Below are 16,261 nucleotides of genomic sequence, written 5' to 3'. Positions count from 1 at the left end.
GGGATGGAGGCGGGATCAGCCATGGCACATGGACACGCGACCAGGGTGCGGACCGGGGTGGACCAGGCTCGGGGTTGGCAGGCCACGGCCCGCACGTACGCACTGGTGCCGCTGAGGATCTTCCTCGGCGTGACCTTCATCTACGCCGGCCTCGACAAGCTCACGGACAGCGCGTTCTTCCACGCGACCGGCACCGGATCCATCGGCGAGCTGATGCGCGGCGTGCGGGACAGCTCCGCGATCCCCGCCCTCGTGGACCTCGCCCTGAAGAGCCCCGCGGGGTTCGGGTACGCCATCGCGTTCGGCGAGCTGGCCGTCGGCATCGGCACCCTGATCGGCCTGTTCGGACGGCTCGCCGCACTGGGCGGCGCGCTCATCTCGCTCTCCCTGTGGCTCACGGTGAGCTGGCAGACCAACCCGTACTACTACGGCAACGACCTGGCCTACTTGATGGCCTGGCTGCCGCTCGTACTGGCCGGGACGCCCCTGCTGTCCGCCGACGCGCTCCTCGCCAACCGGCGCCGCTTGCGCACCCCGTAGTCGATCCAGCTCACGAGCGAGGCGATCCCGAGACCGCCGCAGACCAGCGGGATCGCCACCGGTGAGGGGGTGTTCCACTGCCCGGCCGCGTCCCCCGCGAACAGGACGGCGGTGGCGGCCAGCGCGAGCCCGGCGACGAGCCGGCCGGGGCGGAACTCATGACGCAGCACGGTCCACCTCCGCCTGGCCGACGCCGACCTTGAGATGGAGTTCGAGCGTCCCGGCCGGCTTGGCGCCGACGGGCGGCGCAAGCGTCGCGGTCCGCTTCTGGCCCGGTGTGACCTGGATGTCGTCCGGCTTCTCGCCGGGCAGCCGGATGTCGCCGAGTCCCATGTCGAAGGTCACCTTCACTGTCACGTCCTTCGGTACGACGACCCTCGCCCTGCCCGCGCCGACCTCCGCGCCGGTCGTCAGGGTCTGCCCCGGCGGCACGGCGATCCGGCTCAGGTCGAGGGTGCCGACGCCGCTGCCGAGGTGGTAGTCCGGCCGTACGTCGCTGATCGCGGCGGGCGTCCAGCCGGTCCGTGCCCAGTGCGAGTCGATCGACTTGGGCAGCGCCGCGGACCCGGCGAGCAGGCCCGCCGTGAGCACCGCGAGGAACACAGTGCCGAACCCCGTACGGCCCAGGAACGAGCTGAGCATCAGGCCGAGCGCGAACACCCCGAGCGCGGCCGCGAACCCGATCTGCAGGCCGGTGCCGAGCGGCTGGTGGTCCCACGAGCCGCCGAGCCCCGCGCCGAAGGCGAGCAGCGCCGTGAGGAAGATCAGCCCGCCGATGGGACGCGGCCCCCGGCTCGCCCGTACCGCCGCGTTCGCGGCCTTGCGGGTGGCCTTGGAGACCGGGGGCGCGTCCGCGCCCGGCGGGCCCCACAGATAGCCGCCCGGGACCGGCCCGGTGGTGCCGTCCTTGACGATCGGGTCCCGCCACCAGGACGGCGGGGCCGGCGCGGGCGGCGCCTTCGTCTCGGGCGGCGCGTCCGCGACGGCCTGGGCCGCGACCGGGTCGAGCGGGGTGTCGGCGGGCGTCGTGGAGCGGCGCTGCGACCAGACGGCGGCGCCCGCGAGGAGCAGCGCGAGCAGCACGGCGAACGTCATCACCGAGCCGTTCTTCAGCATGGTGAGGAAGATTCCGCAGCCCGCCAGGGCCATCAGCACGGCCACCAGCGCCGCGCCCTCGACGCGGCCCGTGAGCAGCCGCCGCGCCTCGTTCTCGTCCTCGCCCTCCAGCGGCACGATCAGCCAGGCGAACCCGTAGAAGACCAGGCCGAGGCCGCCGGTCACGGACAGCACGCCGAGCGCGATCCGGAAGATCACCGGGTCGAGGTCGCAGTACCGGCCGAGGCCCCCGCAGACTCCGCCGATGACCTTGTTGCGGCTGCTGCGGCGCAGCTGCGGGGCCTCGGGGGCCGGATCGGGCGGCGCGAGGGGCGTCTCGGTCGGCGTGCTCATACGTACATGGTGACGGGCCCGCGCGACACACGGCACCCGCCCCGACCCTGGCCTCACCCTGATTTCGTCCCCGAAGGGGCAGAGAGCGGCACCCTCGAAGGCGCCCCTCGCAGGGGAGGTGGCCCTCCCCCGTGCGAGGGGGTTTCCCTCAGGGAAGCCTGGGGGCCAACCCTGATGCCCGCGGGCCCGTGGCCGTGTGACGATCGGGGCATGCCAGTCACCACCCCCCGCCTGTCGCCGACCGAGGCCGACGAAGCGCCGGTCCGCAAGCTGTACCGCTCCGCCGAGGGGCGGATGCTCGGCGGCGTCGCGCGCGGGCTCGCCGGGCACCTCGGGCTGCCGGTGGTGTGGGTGCGGGTGGTGTTCCTCGGGCTGCTTTCGATCAACGGCCTGGGCGCGCTGCTCTACGCGGTGTTCTGGTTCGTGGTGCCGCTGGGCCTCGGGGGTACGACGGCCGGGCCGCGCTCCGCGTTCGAGGTCAGCCCGGACGGCCGGCGCAGGCTGCGCAAACCCGACAAGGGGCAGGTCGTAGCGCTGATCGCGCTGCTCTTCGGCGCCGCGATCTTCGCGTCCAAGGTGGACGTGGGCGGCTGGGCCAACCCGTACATCTTCCCCAGCGCCCTGATCGGCGTCGGCGTCATCCTGGTGTGGCGTCAGGCCGACAACACGCGCCGGGCCCGCTGGACCGAGGGCGCCCGCCGCAGCCGGTGGCTGCCGGTCGCCCGAGGGCTCGCCGGGGTCGCCCTGGTCGGCACCGGGCTCACCGGCTTCGTCGTCGTCAACGGCTCGGCCGCCCAGCTCGGCAACGTACTGACGGCGGCGATCGCGGTGCTCGCCGGCATCGCGCTGCTCGCCGGGCCCTACCTGGTGCGCATGACGCAGGACCTGTCCGAGGAGCGCCTGATGCGCATCCGGGCCCAGGAGCGGGCCGAAGTGGCGGCCCATGTGCACGACTCGGTGCTGCACACCCTGACGCTGATCCAGCGCAACGCGGAGAACGTCGGCGAGGTGCGGCGCCTGGCCCGCGCGCAGGAGCGCGAACTGCGCGCCTGGCTGTACAAGCCGGAGGGCACCGGCAAGGACAAGGAAGAGGAACCCACGACGCTCGCCGAGGCCGTGAAGAAGGCGGCGGCCGAGGTCGAGGACAAGCACGGCGTCCCCCTGGAGGTGGTCGTCGTGGGCGACTGCCCGCTGGACGACGGCCTGACCGCACAGATGCAGGCCGCACGCGAGGCGATGGTGAACGCGGCCAAGTACGGTGGCGAGGGCGGCGCCGTCCAGGTGTACGCGGAGGTCGAGGGCCGCACGGTCTTCGTCTCCGTACGGGACCGGGGCCCCGGATTCGATCCCGACGCGGTGCCCGCCGACCGGATGGGCGTACGAGAATCAATCATCGGCCGGATGCAGCGCAACGGCGGTACTGCCAGGCTGCGTTCGGTGCCCGGCGGGGGCACGGAGGTCGAGCTGGAGATGGAGAGGGCAGAGGAATGACCGAGGAAACGACAGACCGCCACGTCAGGGTGGTCCTCGTCGACGACCACCGGATGTTCCGCACCGGAGTCCAGGCGGAGATCGGCCAGACCGAGACCACGGGCGTCGAGGTGGTCGGCGAGGCCGCCGACGTCGACCAGGCGATCACGGTGATCACCGCGACCCGCCCGGAGGTCGTGCTGCTCGACGTCCATCTGCCCGGCGGTGGCGGCGTCGAGGTGCTGCGCCGCTCGGCGGCCATGATGGCGGCCGCCGAGAACCCGGTCCGCTTCCTCGCGCTGTCCGTCTCGGACGCGGCGGAGGACGTGATCGGCGTGATCCGCGGGGGTGCCCGCGGCTACGTCACCAAGACCATCACCGGCACCGACCTGGTCGACTCGATCTTCCGGGTGCAGGACGGCGACGCGGTGTTCTCGCCGCGCCTGGCGGGCTTCGTCCTGGACGCGTTCGCCTCCACGGACGCGCCGCCGGTCGACGAGGACATGGACCGGCTCACTCAGCGCGAGCGCGAGGTGCTGCGCCTGATCGCCCGGGGCTACGCCTACAAGGAGATAGCCAAGCAGCTGTTCATCTCCGTCAAGACGGTCGAGTCGCACGTCTCGGCGGTGCTGCGCAAGCTCCAGCTCTCCAACCGCCACGAGCTGACCCGCTGGGCCACGGCCCGCCGACTGGTCTGAGCCTCCGTACGGGGCGACCGGCAATCTCCGTACGAGGGCCGGCACCCTCCGTACGGGGGGTAGCGGCGACCTCCGTACGGAGGTGACCGGCGGTTTTACCTGCGTAAAACCATGGCAAACCCGGCAACCCGGACGCATGCGTGTCACTCTTTCCGGACGTGATGAGCCTGACGGGAACCCCCTTCTTCGTCACCGCGATCGTGGTGGCCGCGCTCGCCGTTCTGGTGCCGATGCTTGTCTGGCACAAGGTCGGCGGGCCGGTCGTGGTGCGCGGGGCCGTGCGGCTCTTCATGGTGCTCGTCGCCCAGGCCTCGGCGGTCGTCGTCGTGTTCGTCGCCGTCAACAACGCGAACGGCCTCTACGACACCTGGGGTGACCTGCTCGGAACCGACAGCCACGTCGCTGCCGCGCCCAACCTCGGCGCCGACGGCACCGGCGGCCGCAGCATCGCCAGGGAACCGCGCGTCAAGCAGGCCTTCAGCCCGGTCGACGACGCGAACATGGGCACCGGCGTCCAGGTCACGCAGCTGACCGGCCGGGTCTCGGGGGCGGACGGCGAGGTGTACGTGTGGCTGCCGCCGCAGTACGACGACCCGGCGTACAAGGACAAGACGTTCCCCGTGGTCGAGTTGCTGCCCGGCTACCCCGGCTCCGCCAGGGACTGGTTCATCAACCTCGACGTCACCGGGCAGTTGCGGCCGCTGATGGTCGGCGGCGAGGTCGAGCCGTTCATCCTGGTCGCCCCGCGCACCTCGCTGCTCCCCGGGCGGGACACCGGCTGCGCGAACGTGCCGGGCGTCGTGAACGCGGACACGTGGCTGAGCGTGGACGTCCGCAAGATGGTCACCGACAACTTCCGCGCCGAGACCGGTGGGGCCGGCTGGGCCGTCGCCGGGATATCGGCCGGCGCCCACTGCTCGGCCAAGCTCGCCATCGAGCACCCCGACCGCTACCGGGCGGGCATCTCGCTGTCCGGCTACAACGACCCGGCCGCCGAGTCCGACTCGATCACGGCGGGCGACCCGGTGCTGCGCCGCGAGACCGACCCTCTGTGGATGCTGACCCACGCCAAGCACCCGCCGAAGACCTCGCTCTTCCTCACCGGCCAGCCCGGCGACGGCTACGAGGACGGGCTCGCGCTGCGCCGGGCCGCGAAGGCGCCCACCGAGGTGTGGGTGCAGAAGACCGGCGGCGGTCATCTGAACGTGGTGTGGAAGCCGCTCCTGCCGGAGGTGTTCCGGTGGCTGTCCGGCCAGGTCAGCGGCGTACAGAACATCAAGGAAACGAGGGACGCCAAGGGCGGCCCGAAGCCCGTCGGCGGGGGCGGCGACGGGACGGCCGTGCGGGCCACCGGCGCCGGTGGCGTACGGGGTGAGAAGTGAAGGGCACAGGGCGTCACCCTTTGGTAAAACGCTGGTAAAACGGGCAACTGGTGTTTGCGGCCGGCCCTCTAGCGGGGCGTGATGAGCCTGACCGGAACCCCCTTCCTCGTGATCGCGATCCTGGCGGCGGCGGCTGCCCTGCTGCTGCCGCTCGTCCTGTGGACCAGAATCGGCGGGCCGGCCTTCGTGCGCTGGATCTCGCGGCTCCTCATGCTGGGCTTCGCCCAGGTCACCGCGATCCTCGTGGTCTTCCTCCTCGTCAACAACGCCAACGGCCTGTACGACACCTGGGACGACCTGCTCGGCGGCGGCAACCACGTGAACGCCGCCCCCGACCTCGGCCCCGACGGCACCGGCGGCAAGAACGCGGCCACCGGCCCCAAGGTGAAGCAGAAGTTCGAGCCGTACACCAACAAGGTCGGCAAGGGCGTCATGAAGACCACGCTCAAGGGGCAGGTCTCCGGCGTCGAAGGCGATGTGGCGGTGTGGCTGCCGCCGCAGTACAACGACCCGGCGTACAAGGACAAGACGTTCCCCGTGGTCGAGCTGCTGCCCGGCTACCCGGGGTCGATAGGCGCCTGGTTCGGCACCCTGAAGACGCAGGAGCAGCTCACGCCGATGATGGAGAAGGGCGAGGTCGCGCCGTTCATCCTGGTCTCGCCGCGCACCACCCTCCTGGACGGCAAGGACACCGGCTGCGCGAACGTGCCCGGCGTCGTGAACGCGGACACGTGGCTGAGCGTGGACGTCCGCAAGATGGTCGCCGACAACTTCCGCGCCGCCACCGGCGCCGACGGCTGGGCCGTCGCCGGGTACTCGGCGGGCGCCCACTGCGCCGCCAAGCTCGCCATCGAGCACCCCGACCGCTACCGGGCCGGCGTCGACCTGTCCGGCTACAACGACCCGGCGGCCGAAAAGGACTCCATCACCGCGAAGAACCCGAAGCTGCGCGAGGAGACCAACCCGCTGTGGATCCTCAAGAACGCCAAGACCCCGCCGCACGTCTCGCTGTTCGTCTCCGGTGAGCAGACCGACGGCTACAACGACGGGCTCGCCCTCAAGAAGGCCGCGAAGGCGCCCACCGTGGTGAACGTGGTCAAGCTCAACGGCGGCGGGCACGCGAGCGCGGTGTGGAAGACCCAGGTCCCGGACGTCTTCCGCTGGCTCACCAAGGAGATGGGCGCGGGCGCCAAGGTCGAACCCGGGCAAGGAGTCTGACGCACCGTCAGTGTACGTGTCAGTGGGCGTACCGCCCGCACGTGTCACGCGGGCCGGACGGCCCCCGCGAACGGCATCTCGTCGATCGGCGCGATCCGCACCGGCGCTCCCGGGTGCGGCGCGTGGATCATCTGGCCGCCGCCGATGTAGAGCCCGACGTGGCTGATTCCGGAGTAGAAGAACACCAGGTCACCGGGCGCCAGTTGGGAACGCGCCACCCGGCTGCCCGCGTTGATCTGGGTATACGTGGTACGCGGCAGACCCACCCCCGCCGCCTTCCACGCGGCCTGGGTCAGGCCCGAGCAGTCGAAGGACGAAGGGCCGGTCGCGCCCCACACGTACGGCTTGCCGAGCGCGCCGTAGGCGAAGGAGACGGCGGCCGCGGCGCGCTCGGTGGGGGCCGCGATCGGCGCGCGCGGGGCGTCGGCCGAGCGGCTGGCCCGGGTGGCGGCGGGGGCCGCGGCGGGCTCGTCGTAGGCGGCCCGCTCCGGCGCGGTGAGCTGGGCGAGCAGCGCCTCGGCCGAGGTGATCTTCGACTGGATGTCGCTCTTCTGCTTCCGCAGCGTGGACTGCTGGCCGCGCAGCTCGGTGAGTTTCCCGTCGGCGGCCGTGTGCAGCCGGTCGAGCTCGGCGAGCTGCTTCTGCACCCCGGACACGGCGGTCGCCGTCCGGTCCCCGGCGCGCTCGGCCATCGCGGCGTCGTCCAGGTAGCGCTTCGGGTCGGAGGAGAGGATCAGCTGGAGCTCGGGGGCGACCGAGCCACTGCGGTACTGGGCGGCCGCCAGCGAACCCAGCGCGTTGCGGGCGGTGTTGAGCCGCTGGGTCTTGCGGGCGGCCTCGTCCCGCAGCTCGTTCAGCGAACGCTCGGTCGCGTCCGCCTTCTCCTTCGTCCCGTCGTACGCCTCCGTCGCGACCTCCGCGTCGTGGTACAGCTGGTCGACCTTGGCCTTGACCTGCGCCGGGGTGAGCTTCGGCTCGGCGTGCCCGGAACCCTCGAAGAGAGTGGCGGTGGCCGCCGACGCCAGGGCGAGCGTCGCGGCGGTGCGGGCGGCGGGGCCGGTGAGCGGATGCTGCTTGGGCTTTCGGTGCGCAGCCACGAGGGCCTTCACGTCCTTCCGTACGGCAGTGCTTCCGCGCTGCGGCTCCGGGGAGGGGAGCCGTTCCGACGACGGACCGCACAGGGGGAGCGGCCCGCCGCCGGATCTTTCGGCGGTGGTGACCGACAGCCGCCCGGTGGAGCGGCGGCGGTGGGGAGTCGGCCACCTGGGGGAGGACGCTAAACCTGGGCGACACGGCCGAGAGATGTAATGACGGCAAGTGCCCTGTTCCGGCGTTCGCGCGACCGACTTCGACCGAAGTCCGGACGATGGCCCGCAGGGTGCGCGCCTGCTGTGACCGAAGTGCCGGTTGGGCCCCACCCGCCGCACGGCGCCTGCTACGAGGGAATTAGGCTCCGGCCCATGGACGTACTCATCAAGGTCGTCGTCGGCCTGCACATCATCGGCATCGCTTCGCTGCTCGGCGGATTCCTGACGCAGATGAAGGCGATGAGCGCGGGCACCGCCCGCTTCGTCCCGGCGATGCTGCACGGCGCCTTGACCATGCTGGTCACCGGCGTCGCCCTGGTCGGCCTCAACCAGGCCGACGACCACACCCTGAACACCGTCAAACTCGGCGTGAAGCTCGCGTTCCTGATCGTGATCCTGGGCCTGGTCTATGTGAAGCGGGACGAGGAGAAGGTCGAGAAGGCCGCGTTCGGCGTGGTCGGCGGCCTCACCGTCGCGAACATCTTCATCGCGCTGCTCTGGACCTGAGCCGCATGGGCCGCGCGGCCTACGCGGGCCGCACGCTGCCGTAGATCGGCATGTAGTAGATCGACTCCTCGCGCACGTACGCCCCGGAGTGCGGCGCGTGGATCATCATGCCGTTGCCGATGTACATGCCGACATGGCTGATGTCGTCGTAGAAGAACACCAGGTCACCGGGTTGCAGATCGGCCGTCGCGACCCGGGTGCCCACCTTCACCTGGTCCCAGGTGGTGCGCGGCAGATCCACCCCCGCCGCCTTCCACGCGGCCTGCGTAAGACCCGAGCAGTCGTACGAGGCGGGGCCGGTCGCGCCCCACACGTACGGCTTGCCCATCTGGGCGCGGGCGAAGGCGAGCGCCTTGGCCGCCTTGGTCGCGGCGGGCGCCGAAGGCGACGAGGGCGCCTGGCCGGCGGGCTGGGCGGGCTTCTCCTTGGCGGCGGCCTGCTGCGCGGCCTGCTGCGCGGCCAGCTCGGCGGCCTTGCGCCTGGCCTCGTCCTGCTTCTTCTTCTCGATCGCGGCGAGCCGCGCCTTCTCCTCGGCGGTCAGCGTCGACAGCAGGGTGCGCGCCGCCGCCAGCTTGGTCTGCACGTCCTGCTTGCCCGCCCGTAGCGTCTGCTGCGAGGCGGTCAGCGCGGCCAGGCTCCGGCTCGCCTCGGCCCGCTTCTTCGCGTTCGCCGCCCGCTCCGTCTCGAACGTACTCAGAGTCTTCTGCTGCTCGTCGGAGAGCCGGCCCATCAGCTGGCTCTGGTCGAAGAAGGCCTGCGGATCGTCCGAGAACAGCAGCGTCATGGTGGGGGTGACCCCGCCGTCGCGGTACTGCGCCGCCGCATAGCTGCCGATCACCCGCCGGGTGTCGTTCAGCTTCGCCGTGCCGGCCGCCACCTGGTCGAGCAGCGCGTCGACCTGGGCACGCCGGGTGGTGGTGGCCTCCTTGGCCGCGTCGTACCTCTGCGTGGCGAGATCCGCCTGCCGGTAGAGGGCGTCGACCTTCTTCTGTACCTCTTCGATGCTCGGCTTCGGCGCGGCGGGCGCGGCGTCCGCGCTCTGCGCGAGCAGGGACACCGAGGCGAGCGCGGCCGTCGTCACGCCGAGGGCGGGACCGGTGGTGCTTATTCGGGTGCGCGGCTTGCGGTGTGAGGGCAAGGCCGACACCTCCTTCCGGATCGTTCCGGACGGGGGCGTTCCCCGGCTGCTGCGGCACGCTAGCCAACTCCCGTGGGCTCTGGGAAGGTTGATGTCCGACAGGCCCGATACATTCCCGTGACCTTCACGGTGCGTAGTCGTGGCCGGTCTCTCCGAAGGCGGCGGCGGACTGTCAGAGGGGCGGCCTAGACTCGGGAGACGATGAGCAGCCTCTTTGACGACAGCTTCCTGGCGGACCTCCAGCCCTCCGAGGAGGAGCACCCGCCGCCGCCCGAGGAGTCGCACGCACCCGAGCCGGTGCCGGACGACCTGTTCGGCGGCCGATTCGACGCGCCCGCGGACCGTGACGCGTACTACCGCGGCGGCGCCCCGCGCCCGGCGATCGCCGCGGCGGCCCTCCTGGAAGGGCTGAACGAACAGCAGCGCGCCGCCGTGGTGCACGCGGGTTCGCCGCTGCTCATCGTGGCCGGCGCCGGCTCCGGCAAGACCCGCGTGCTCACGCACCGCATCGCCCACCTCCTCGCGACCCGCGGGGTGCACCCCGGCCAGATCCTCGCGATCACTTTCACCAACAAGGCCGCGGGCGAGATGAAGGAGCGCGTCGAGCAGCTGGTCGGCCCGCGCGCCAACGCGATGTGGGTCATGACGTTCCACAGCGCCTGCGTACGTATCCTGCGCCGCGAGTCGAAGAGGCTCGGCTTCACCTCATCGTTCTCGATCTACGACGCGGCCGACTCCAAGCGCCTGATGGCGCTGGTCTGCCGCGACCTCGACCTGGACCCGAAGAAGTTCCCGCCGAAGTCGTTCAGCGCCAAGGTGTCCAACCTGAAGAACGAGCTGATCGACGAGGAGACCTTCGCCGGCCAGGCCGCGGACGGCTTCGAGAAGACGCTCGCCCAGGCCTACGCGATGTACCAGGCGAGGCTGCGCGAGGCCAACGCGCTCGACTTCGACGACATCATCATGACCACCGTCCACCTCCTCCAGGCCTTCCCGGACGTGGCCGAGCACTACCGGCTGCGCTTCCGGCACGTCCTGGTCGACGAGTACCAGGACACCAACCACGCCCAGTACACGCTGGTACGGGAACTGGTGGGCCCCTCCGGCGAGGCGCAGGCCCCCGCCGAGCTGTGCGTGGTGGGTGACGCCGACCAGTCGATCTACGCCTTCCGCGGCGCGACGATCCGCAACATCCTCCAGTTCGAGGAGGACTACCCGAGCGCGACGACGATCCTCCTGGAGCAGAACTACCGCTCCACGCAGACGATCCTGTCCGCCGCCAACGCGGTGATCGAGCGCAACGAGAGCCGCCGTCCGAAGAACCTGTGGACGGACGCCGGACCGGGCGCGCAGATCACCGGCTACGTCGCCGACACCGAGCACGACGAGGCGCAGTTCGTCGCCGACGAGATCGACCGGCTCACCGACAAGGGCGAGGCCAAGGCGGGCGACGTCGCCGTCTTCTACCGCACCAACGCCCAGTCCCGTGTCTTCGAAGAGATCTTCATCCGGGTCGGCCTGCCCTACAAGGTCGTCGGCGGCGTCCGCTTCTACGAGCGCAAGGAGGTCAGGGACGTCCTGGCCTATCTGCGCGTCCTGTCGAACGCCGAGGACACCGTCCCGCTGCGCCGCATCCTCAACGTGCCCAAGCGCGGCATCGGCGAGCGCGCCGAGGCGATGATCGACGCCCTGTCGCTGCGCGAGAAGATCACCTTCCCGCAGGCGCTGCGCCGCGTGGACGAGGCGTACGGCATGGCCGCCCGCTCGGCCAACGCCGTCAAGCGCTTCAACGCGCTGATGGAGGAGCTCCGCACGATCGTCGACTCCGGCGCGGGACCGGCGGTCGTCCTCGAAGCGGTCCTCGAACGGACCGGCTACCTCGCCGAGTTGCAGGCCTCCACCGACCCGCAGGACGAGACCCGCATCGAGAACCTCCAGGAACTGGCCGCCGTGGCCCTGGAGTTCGAGCAGGAGCGCAGGGAGGCCGACGGCGGGGAAGGGGCGGGCGCGGGCACGCTCGCCGAGTTCCTGGAGAGGGTCGCCCTGGTCGCCGACTCCGACCAGATCCCCGACGAGGACGAGGACGGCTCGGGCGTCATCACCCTGATGACCCTGCACACCGCCAAGGGCCTCGAATTCCCCGTCGTGTTCCTCACCGGCATGGAGGACGGCGTCTTCCCGCACATGCGGGCGCTCGGCCAGGTCAAGGAGCTGGAGGAGGAGCGCCGCCTCGCCTACGTCGGCATCACGCGCGCCCGCGAGCGGCTGTACCTGACCCGCTCCTCGATGCGCAGCGCCTGGGGCCAGCCCTCGTACAACCCGGCCTCGCGCTTCCTGGAGGAGATCCCGGTCCAGCACCTGGAGTGGAAGCGGACAGGGCCGATGGCAGCGCCGGCCGGCCCGATGTCGGGCAAGTCGCTCGGCGGCGGAATCGGCAACTCGCTGTCCTCGTCGCGCTCCAAGGCGGGCCCCTCGGGCTTCGCGACGCGGCGCGGCAACGACAAGCCGGTGATCGCCCTGTCGGTCGGCGACCGCGTCACGCACGACCAGTTCGGCCTGGGCACCGTGATGACGGTGACCGGCTCGGGCTCGGACGCCCAGGCCACGATCGACTTCGGCGACGAACGCCCGAAGAAGCTGCTGTTGCGGTACGCGCCGGTGGAGAAGCTCTGATCGAGTTTGCTCTGACCGGGCTTTTGCTCGACCGGGCTTTTGGTTACGTCGTCGGGTCCAGGCCGTGGCTGCGCAGCCACGGCAGGGGGTCTATCGACGAGCCGCCGCCCGGCCGTACCTCGAAGTGGAGGTGCGGCCCGGTGGAGTTGCCGGAGTTCCCCGAGTACGCGATGACGTCGCCGGCCTTCACCGGACCCGAGCGGATCTTGGTGCTGGACAGGTGGCAGTACCAGGTCTCGGTGCCGTCGGCAGCGGTCACTATGGCCATGTTTCCGTAGGCGCTGTTCCACTGCGTGCGGACCGTGCCGTCGATCGCCGACATCACCGGAGTGCCGTACGAGACCGGGAAGTCGATGCCGGTGTGCACCGACATCCAGTTGACGCCTGCCTGCCCGTAGTACGCGCTGAGGCCCTTCTGCGTCACCGGCAGGACGAACTTGGGGCGCGCGGCCTCCTTGGCGGCGGCCGCGTCCTCCTTTTTCTTCTTCTCCGCGTCCTGGCGGGCCTTGAGGTCGATACGTTCCTGCGTCCGGCTGGCCCGGTCGGCGAAGTTGTTCGCGTCGGCGCTGAGGTTGGCGAGCTGCGTGTCCAGCTGGGTGTTGGCGGCGACCGGCTTGACCGACGCGGGGTCGGACGCGGCCGTCACAGTGGCTCCGTCGTCCTTGCCGCCGGTGAGCCCGCTGACGGAGGCGACCGCGACACCCGCGACCCCCATCACGCACACGGACGGCACCGCGACGGTCAGCAGCGCCGAACGCTTGGCGGGGCTACGCCGCCGACGGCCTGCACCGGCGTTGCGCCGGGCTTCGGCGCGTGAACCGGGGACGACCGGGCCGGGCAGATCGGGAGCGGTGGGCTCCAAGTCGGAGCCGGGATCGAGGTCGGATCCGTACACGAACGCGTCCGCGTTCACATCTGAGAGCACGTCCGGGAACTCATCCGCGAGCTCGTTCGCAGGCTCATCCGCGAGCTCCATCTGTGGGAACTCGGCTGTCTCATAAGGAAGTTGAGGCTCGGGCTGAGCGGGCATCGTCGTCGTGGCCGCTGTCGCCGTCGCCGTCGCGTTCCACGCGGTCGCGTCGTACGTGCCGGTCTCGGACTGTGTGCCGGGCACGGCCCACTGGCCCGTGGTGTCGTACGCGGAGGTGAACGCGCTGTTGTCGTACTGACCGGTGCCCTGCGCCTCGTGCCACGCGTTGGCGTCCCACTGACCCGTCGCGTCGAAGGAGCCCGTGTCGAAGCCGCTCGTCGTGAAGGCGCCCGTGTGGAAGGTGCCGGTCCCGGAACTCTGGGTGGGAAAGACCGGGGTGGTGAACGTGCCGGTCTCGAACTGGCCGGTGTTGAAGGAGCTGGTGTGGAAGGCGCCGGTGTCGTACGTGCCGGTGCCGTATGTGCCGGTGTCGAATGCGGTGCCCGTCGCGCCGTCCGGTTCGTACGCCGTCGCCTGGTGCGGAACCGTCCACTGGCCGGTGGTGTCGTACGGGGAGGCGAAGGCGGCGGCGCCCGTGTCGAACTGGCCTGTCTGTCCTGCCGCGTGGCCGTTCTGGCCGGCGTAACCACCCTGCATCGAGCCGAAGAGCGGGTCGGCGTCGAAGCTTCCGGTGCTGTGGGAGCGGGCGTCGTTGCCGTCATGGCCACTGCTGCCGCTGAGGTAACCGTCGTGCCCGACGTACCCGGCGTGGGCGTGCTGGTCAGTCACCAACTTCTCTCTCGCCTCGGCAACAGAACCTGCGGCCGGGTCCCGACGGGGCGGGGGGCCCGGGACAGCAGTGGCGTGACTGTACCCGGCGGTACGCGAGAGCGACAATCTTCGGCAGGTTTCTTGGTTACGGGAAACGGGCAATCAGCCGCCTTTCGGCGGACTACGGGCAGAGCTTTGGCCGTGCGTTCGAGGTTCGTTCGATGGGGGGCGGGGTGCGGATGCGTTTCTGCTGGGGTGGGCGGGGGACTGAATCAAGCCATGGGAGGGGGTGGCCTAGAAGGGGGGCGACCAGTGGCGCGTGGCTTTGTCGGCCGGGCGCTGCTTCGGCTCCGGGCGCGTCCCGCTGAGGCCCTCCGTTCAAGCCCTCCGCTCAGGCCACCGAGAACGCGTCCTGGGCGGCGGCCTCCGGTTCCCCCGCGGTCAGTGCCTGCCGCACCCCCGCAGCGACTGCCGGGTGGACCGGCATGGCCAGATGACCGATCCCCGTCACCCTGACGTTCTGCGCGAGCAGATCCGGGTGGTCGATACGGGCCGTCTCCACCGGAATCATCAGTGTGTCGAGGTCGCTCCAGAAACTCACGAACCGGGTACGGATCCCGGGCGCCGGCCTGCGCAGCTCCTCGACGAGTTCCGAGCCGGGGCACATCTGCCGCACGATCGGATGGGCGTTCGCGAGCTGTGCCGAGCGGGTGCCGGAATGCGGGGTGCCCAGCGTGACGAGCGTACGGACCCTGAGGTCGCCGCCCAGGCGCTGCACGTAGTAGCGGGCTATCAGGCCGCCCAGGCTGTGCCCCACTATGTCCACCTCGCGATGGCCCGTGCGGGCGCAGATCTCCTCGACATGGCGGCCCAGCAGCTCGGCGGCGACCCTGATGTCGACGGTCAGCGGCGAGTAGTTCAGCGATTCGAGATGCCGCCAGCCGTGCCGGGTCAGCGAGCGGCGCAGCAGTACGAACACGGACCGGTTGTCGATGAAGCCGTGCAGCAGGACCACGGGCGGGTGCGAGCGGCCGGCGGTCGGCAACTGCGACGCGGCGGCCGGGTCGGGCTCGGGATGCCGCTCGGGGGTCAGGCCGGAGGGGTACAGGAGCAGGTGCCCTGCCAGCACGGCCAGATCCAGCGCGGTGGCCCTGATCAGTGCCGCCGACAGCCACGCCCGGCGCATACACAGCGGCAGTAACGAAAAGACCTGCACGGCGGCGACCTCCCGAATGGCAGACGAGAGGCCGCTCCGTCCCCCGTATGCCCTCATGGGGCTCCGCCTTTGAAGGCCCCCCGCCCGAGCCGGCCCCGAAATACGAGAGGCCGGACCACCGTGCTGCGCGGCTGACAGCACGGTGGTGCGGCGCCTTCGTAGCGGCTCCCCTTGCTACCGCGCCCACCCCTTCGCGACCGCCCTCCGGCTGGTGCCGGTGGGCCGACTGATGCGGGTACGGTGCAAAACGAACGTGTCCCACGTGTGATTTCCCCCTCCCTCTCCACCGTGAAACGGCGGGTTGCGGGATGCTGTCGATAACGTTCGTTCACTTCCCCGGCCTTTCGGCACGGGGGTGCGCAGGTGGGACATGTGGAGGCAGTGATGGGTGTAACTGGTCCGATCCGCGTGGTGGTGGCCAAGCCGGGGCTCGACGGTCACGATCGCGGGGCCAAGGTCATCGCGCGGGCGCTGCGTGACGCCGGCATGGAGGTCATCTACACCGGGCTGCACCAGACGCCCGAGCAGATCGTCGACACCGCGATCCAGGAGGACGCCGACGCCATCGGCCTCTCGATCCTCTCCGGTGCGCACAACACGCTGTTCGCGAAGGTGCTGGAGCTTTTGAAGGAGCGCGACGCGGAGGACATCAAGGTCTTCGGCGGCGGCATCATTCCCGAGGCGGACATTCCGCCGCTGAAGGAGCTCGGGGTGGCGGAGATCTTCACGCCGGGGGCGACTACGGCGTCGATCGTGACGTGGGTCAACGCGAATGTGCGGCAGCCGGCGGGGGCGTAGCGGCTGACCCCGGGGGCCCTTTCCCCACCCCGCCCCTTCCCGAGGCCCTCCGGGGGTTGTCATTCGGCTGCGGCCCGGAGGTCGTCCTGGGGCTCCGCCCCAGACCCCGTTCGCGCCTTAAAGGCGCTCGTCCTCAAACGCCGGACGGGCTGAAGATGCCGGTACTGGCCGACACCAGTCCTGC

At 70.8% G+C, this 16,261-nt stretch carries 14 protein-coding genes; 8 read left to right on the top strand and 6 right to left on the bottom strand.

Annotated elements, in window-relative coordinates; all coding sequences use genetic code 11:
* Positions 1-21 precede the first annotated feature (21 nt).
* On the top strand, positions 22-540 hold the full coding sequence (locus ACWC2B_RS16225; RefSeq protein WP_450717099.1) for a DoxX family protein: 519 nt from the start codon (positions 22-24) through the stop codon (positions 538-540).
* Here ACWC2B_RS16225 and ACWC2B_RS16220 read toward each other — a convergent pair.
* Together ACWC2B_RS16220 and ACWC2B_RS16215 are read right to left on the bottom strand one after the other, a co-directional pair.
* Positions 444-710: a hypothetical protein gene (locus ACWC2B_RS16220; protein ID WP_450717098.1), complete on the bottom strand. Its 267-nt coding sequence runs from the start codon at positions 708-710 to the stop codon at positions 444-446. The two genes, ACWC2B_RS16225 and ACWC2B_RS16220, sit on opposite strands and share 97 nt — an antisense overlap.
* Positions 697-1,989 carry a PspC domain-containing protein gene (locus tag ACWC2B_RS16215; RefSeq protein ID WP_450717097.1) on the bottom strand — a complete coding sequence of 431 codons (1,293 nt, stop codon included), beginning with the start codon at positions 1,987-1,989 and terminating at the stop codon, positions 697-699. Before ACWC2B_RS16215 ends, ACWC2B_RS16220 begins: the two co-directional genes overlap by 14 nt.
* 210 nt (positions 1,990-2,199) lie before the next feature.
* On the opposite strand from ACWC2B_RS16215, the gene ACWC2B_RS16210 reads away from it, so the two are divergent.
* From ACWC2B_RS16210 to ACWC2B_RS16195, 4 genes are all read left to right on the top strand, one after another.
* Positions 2,200-3,480, top strand: a complete 1,281-nt coding sequence (locus ACWC2B_RS16210) for a PspC domain-containing protein (protein ID WP_450717096.1) — start codon at positions 2,200-2,202, stop codon at positions 3,478-3,480.
* Positions 3,477-4,157, top strand: a complete 681-nt coding sequence (locus tag ACWC2B_RS16205; RefSeq protein WP_450717095.1) for a LuxR C-terminal-related transcriptional regulator — start codon at positions 3,477-3,479, stop codon at positions 4,155-4,157. The genes ACWC2B_RS16210 and ACWC2B_RS16205 overlap by 4 nt, the downstream gene beginning before the upstream one ends.
* Positions 4,158-4,318: 161 nt before the next feature.
* Positions 4,319-5,539 carry an alpha/beta hydrolase gene (locus ACWC2B_RS16200; RefSeq protein WP_450717094.1) on the top strand — a complete coding sequence of 407 codons (1,221 nt, stop codon included), beginning with the start codon at positions 4,319-4,321 and terminating at the stop codon, positions 5,537-5,539.
* Between the two features lie 81 nt (positions 5,540-5,620).
* Positions 5,621-6,757: an alpha/beta hydrolase gene (locus ACWC2B_RS16195; protein ID WP_450717093.1), complete on the top strand. Its 1,137-nt coding sequence runs from the start codon at positions 5,621-5,623 to the stop codon at positions 6,755-6,757.
* A 44-nt stretch (positions 6,758-6,801) separates the two neighbouring features.
* Here ACWC2B_RS16195 and ACWC2B_RS16190 read toward each other — a convergent pair whose 3' ends face one another.
* Complete coding sequence (locus tag ACWC2B_RS16190; protein ID WP_450717092.1) at positions 6,802-7,854, bottom strand: NlpC/P60 family protein; 1,053 nt, start codon at positions 7,852-7,854, stop codon at positions 6,802-6,804.
* A 363-nt stretch (positions 7,855-8,217) separates the two neighbouring features.
* Between ACWC2B_RS16190 and ACWC2B_RS16185 the strand changes: the two genes are divergently transcribed.
* On the top strand, positions 8,218-8,571 hold the full coding sequence (locus tag ACWC2B_RS16185) for a hypothetical protein (protein WP_386039857.1): 354 nt from the start codon (positions 8,218-8,220) through the stop codon (positions 8,569-8,571).
* A 19-nt stretch (positions 8,572-8,590) separates the two neighbouring features.
* Here the strand turns inward: ACWC2B_RS16185 and ACWC2B_RS16180 are convergent, their stop codons facing one another.
* Positions 8,591-9,709 carry an NlpC/P60 family protein gene (locus tag ACWC2B_RS16180; protein ID WP_450717091.1) on the bottom strand — a complete coding sequence of 373 codons (1,119 nt, stop codon included), beginning with the start codon at positions 9,707-9,709 and terminating at the stop codon, positions 8,591-8,593.
* 201 nt (positions 9,710-9,910) lie between these two features.
* Here ACWC2B_RS16180 and pcrA point away from each other — a divergent pair, with 201 nt between their 5' ends.
* Positions 9,911-12,382: a DNA helicase PcrA gene (pcrA, locus tag ACWC2B_RS16175; protein WP_450717090.1), complete on the top strand. Its 2,472-nt coding sequence runs from the start codon at positions 9,911-9,913 to the stop codon at positions 12,380-12,382.
* A 43-nt stretch (positions 12,383-12,425) separates the two neighbouring features.
* On the opposite strand, the gene ACWC2B_RS16170 is transcribed toward pcrA, so the two are convergent.
* Together ACWC2B_RS16170 and ACWC2B_RS16165 are read right to left on the bottom strand one after the other, a co-directional pair.
* A complete protein-coding gene (locus ACWC2B_RS16170; protein WP_450717089.1) occupies positions 12,426-14,081 on the bottom strand; it encodes a M23 family metallopeptidase in 1,656 nt (551 codons plus the stop codon).
* Between the two features lie 373 nt (positions 14,082-14,454).
* Complete coding sequence (locus ACWC2B_RS16165; RefSeq protein ID WP_450717088.1) at positions 14,455-15,249, bottom strand: esterase/lipase family protein; 795 nt, start codon at positions 15,247-15,249, stop codon at positions 14,455-14,457.
* A 414-nt stretch (positions 15,250-15,663) separates the two neighbouring features.
* Here ACWC2B_RS16165 and ACWC2B_RS16160 point away from each other — a divergent pair, with 414 nt between their 5' ends.
* Entirely contained in the window at positions 15,664-16,077 is a 414-nt protein-coding gene (locus ACWC2B_RS16160) for a cobalamin B12-binding domain-containing protein (RefSeq protein ID WP_189762011.1), read from the top strand.
* Positions 16,078-16,261 lie beyond the last annotated feature (184 nt).

Source organism: Streptomyces sp. NPDC001415 (assembly GCF_053597395.1).
Note: the sequence above shows the minus strand (reverse complement) of the source record. Positions and strands in the feature narration are given on the sequence as shown.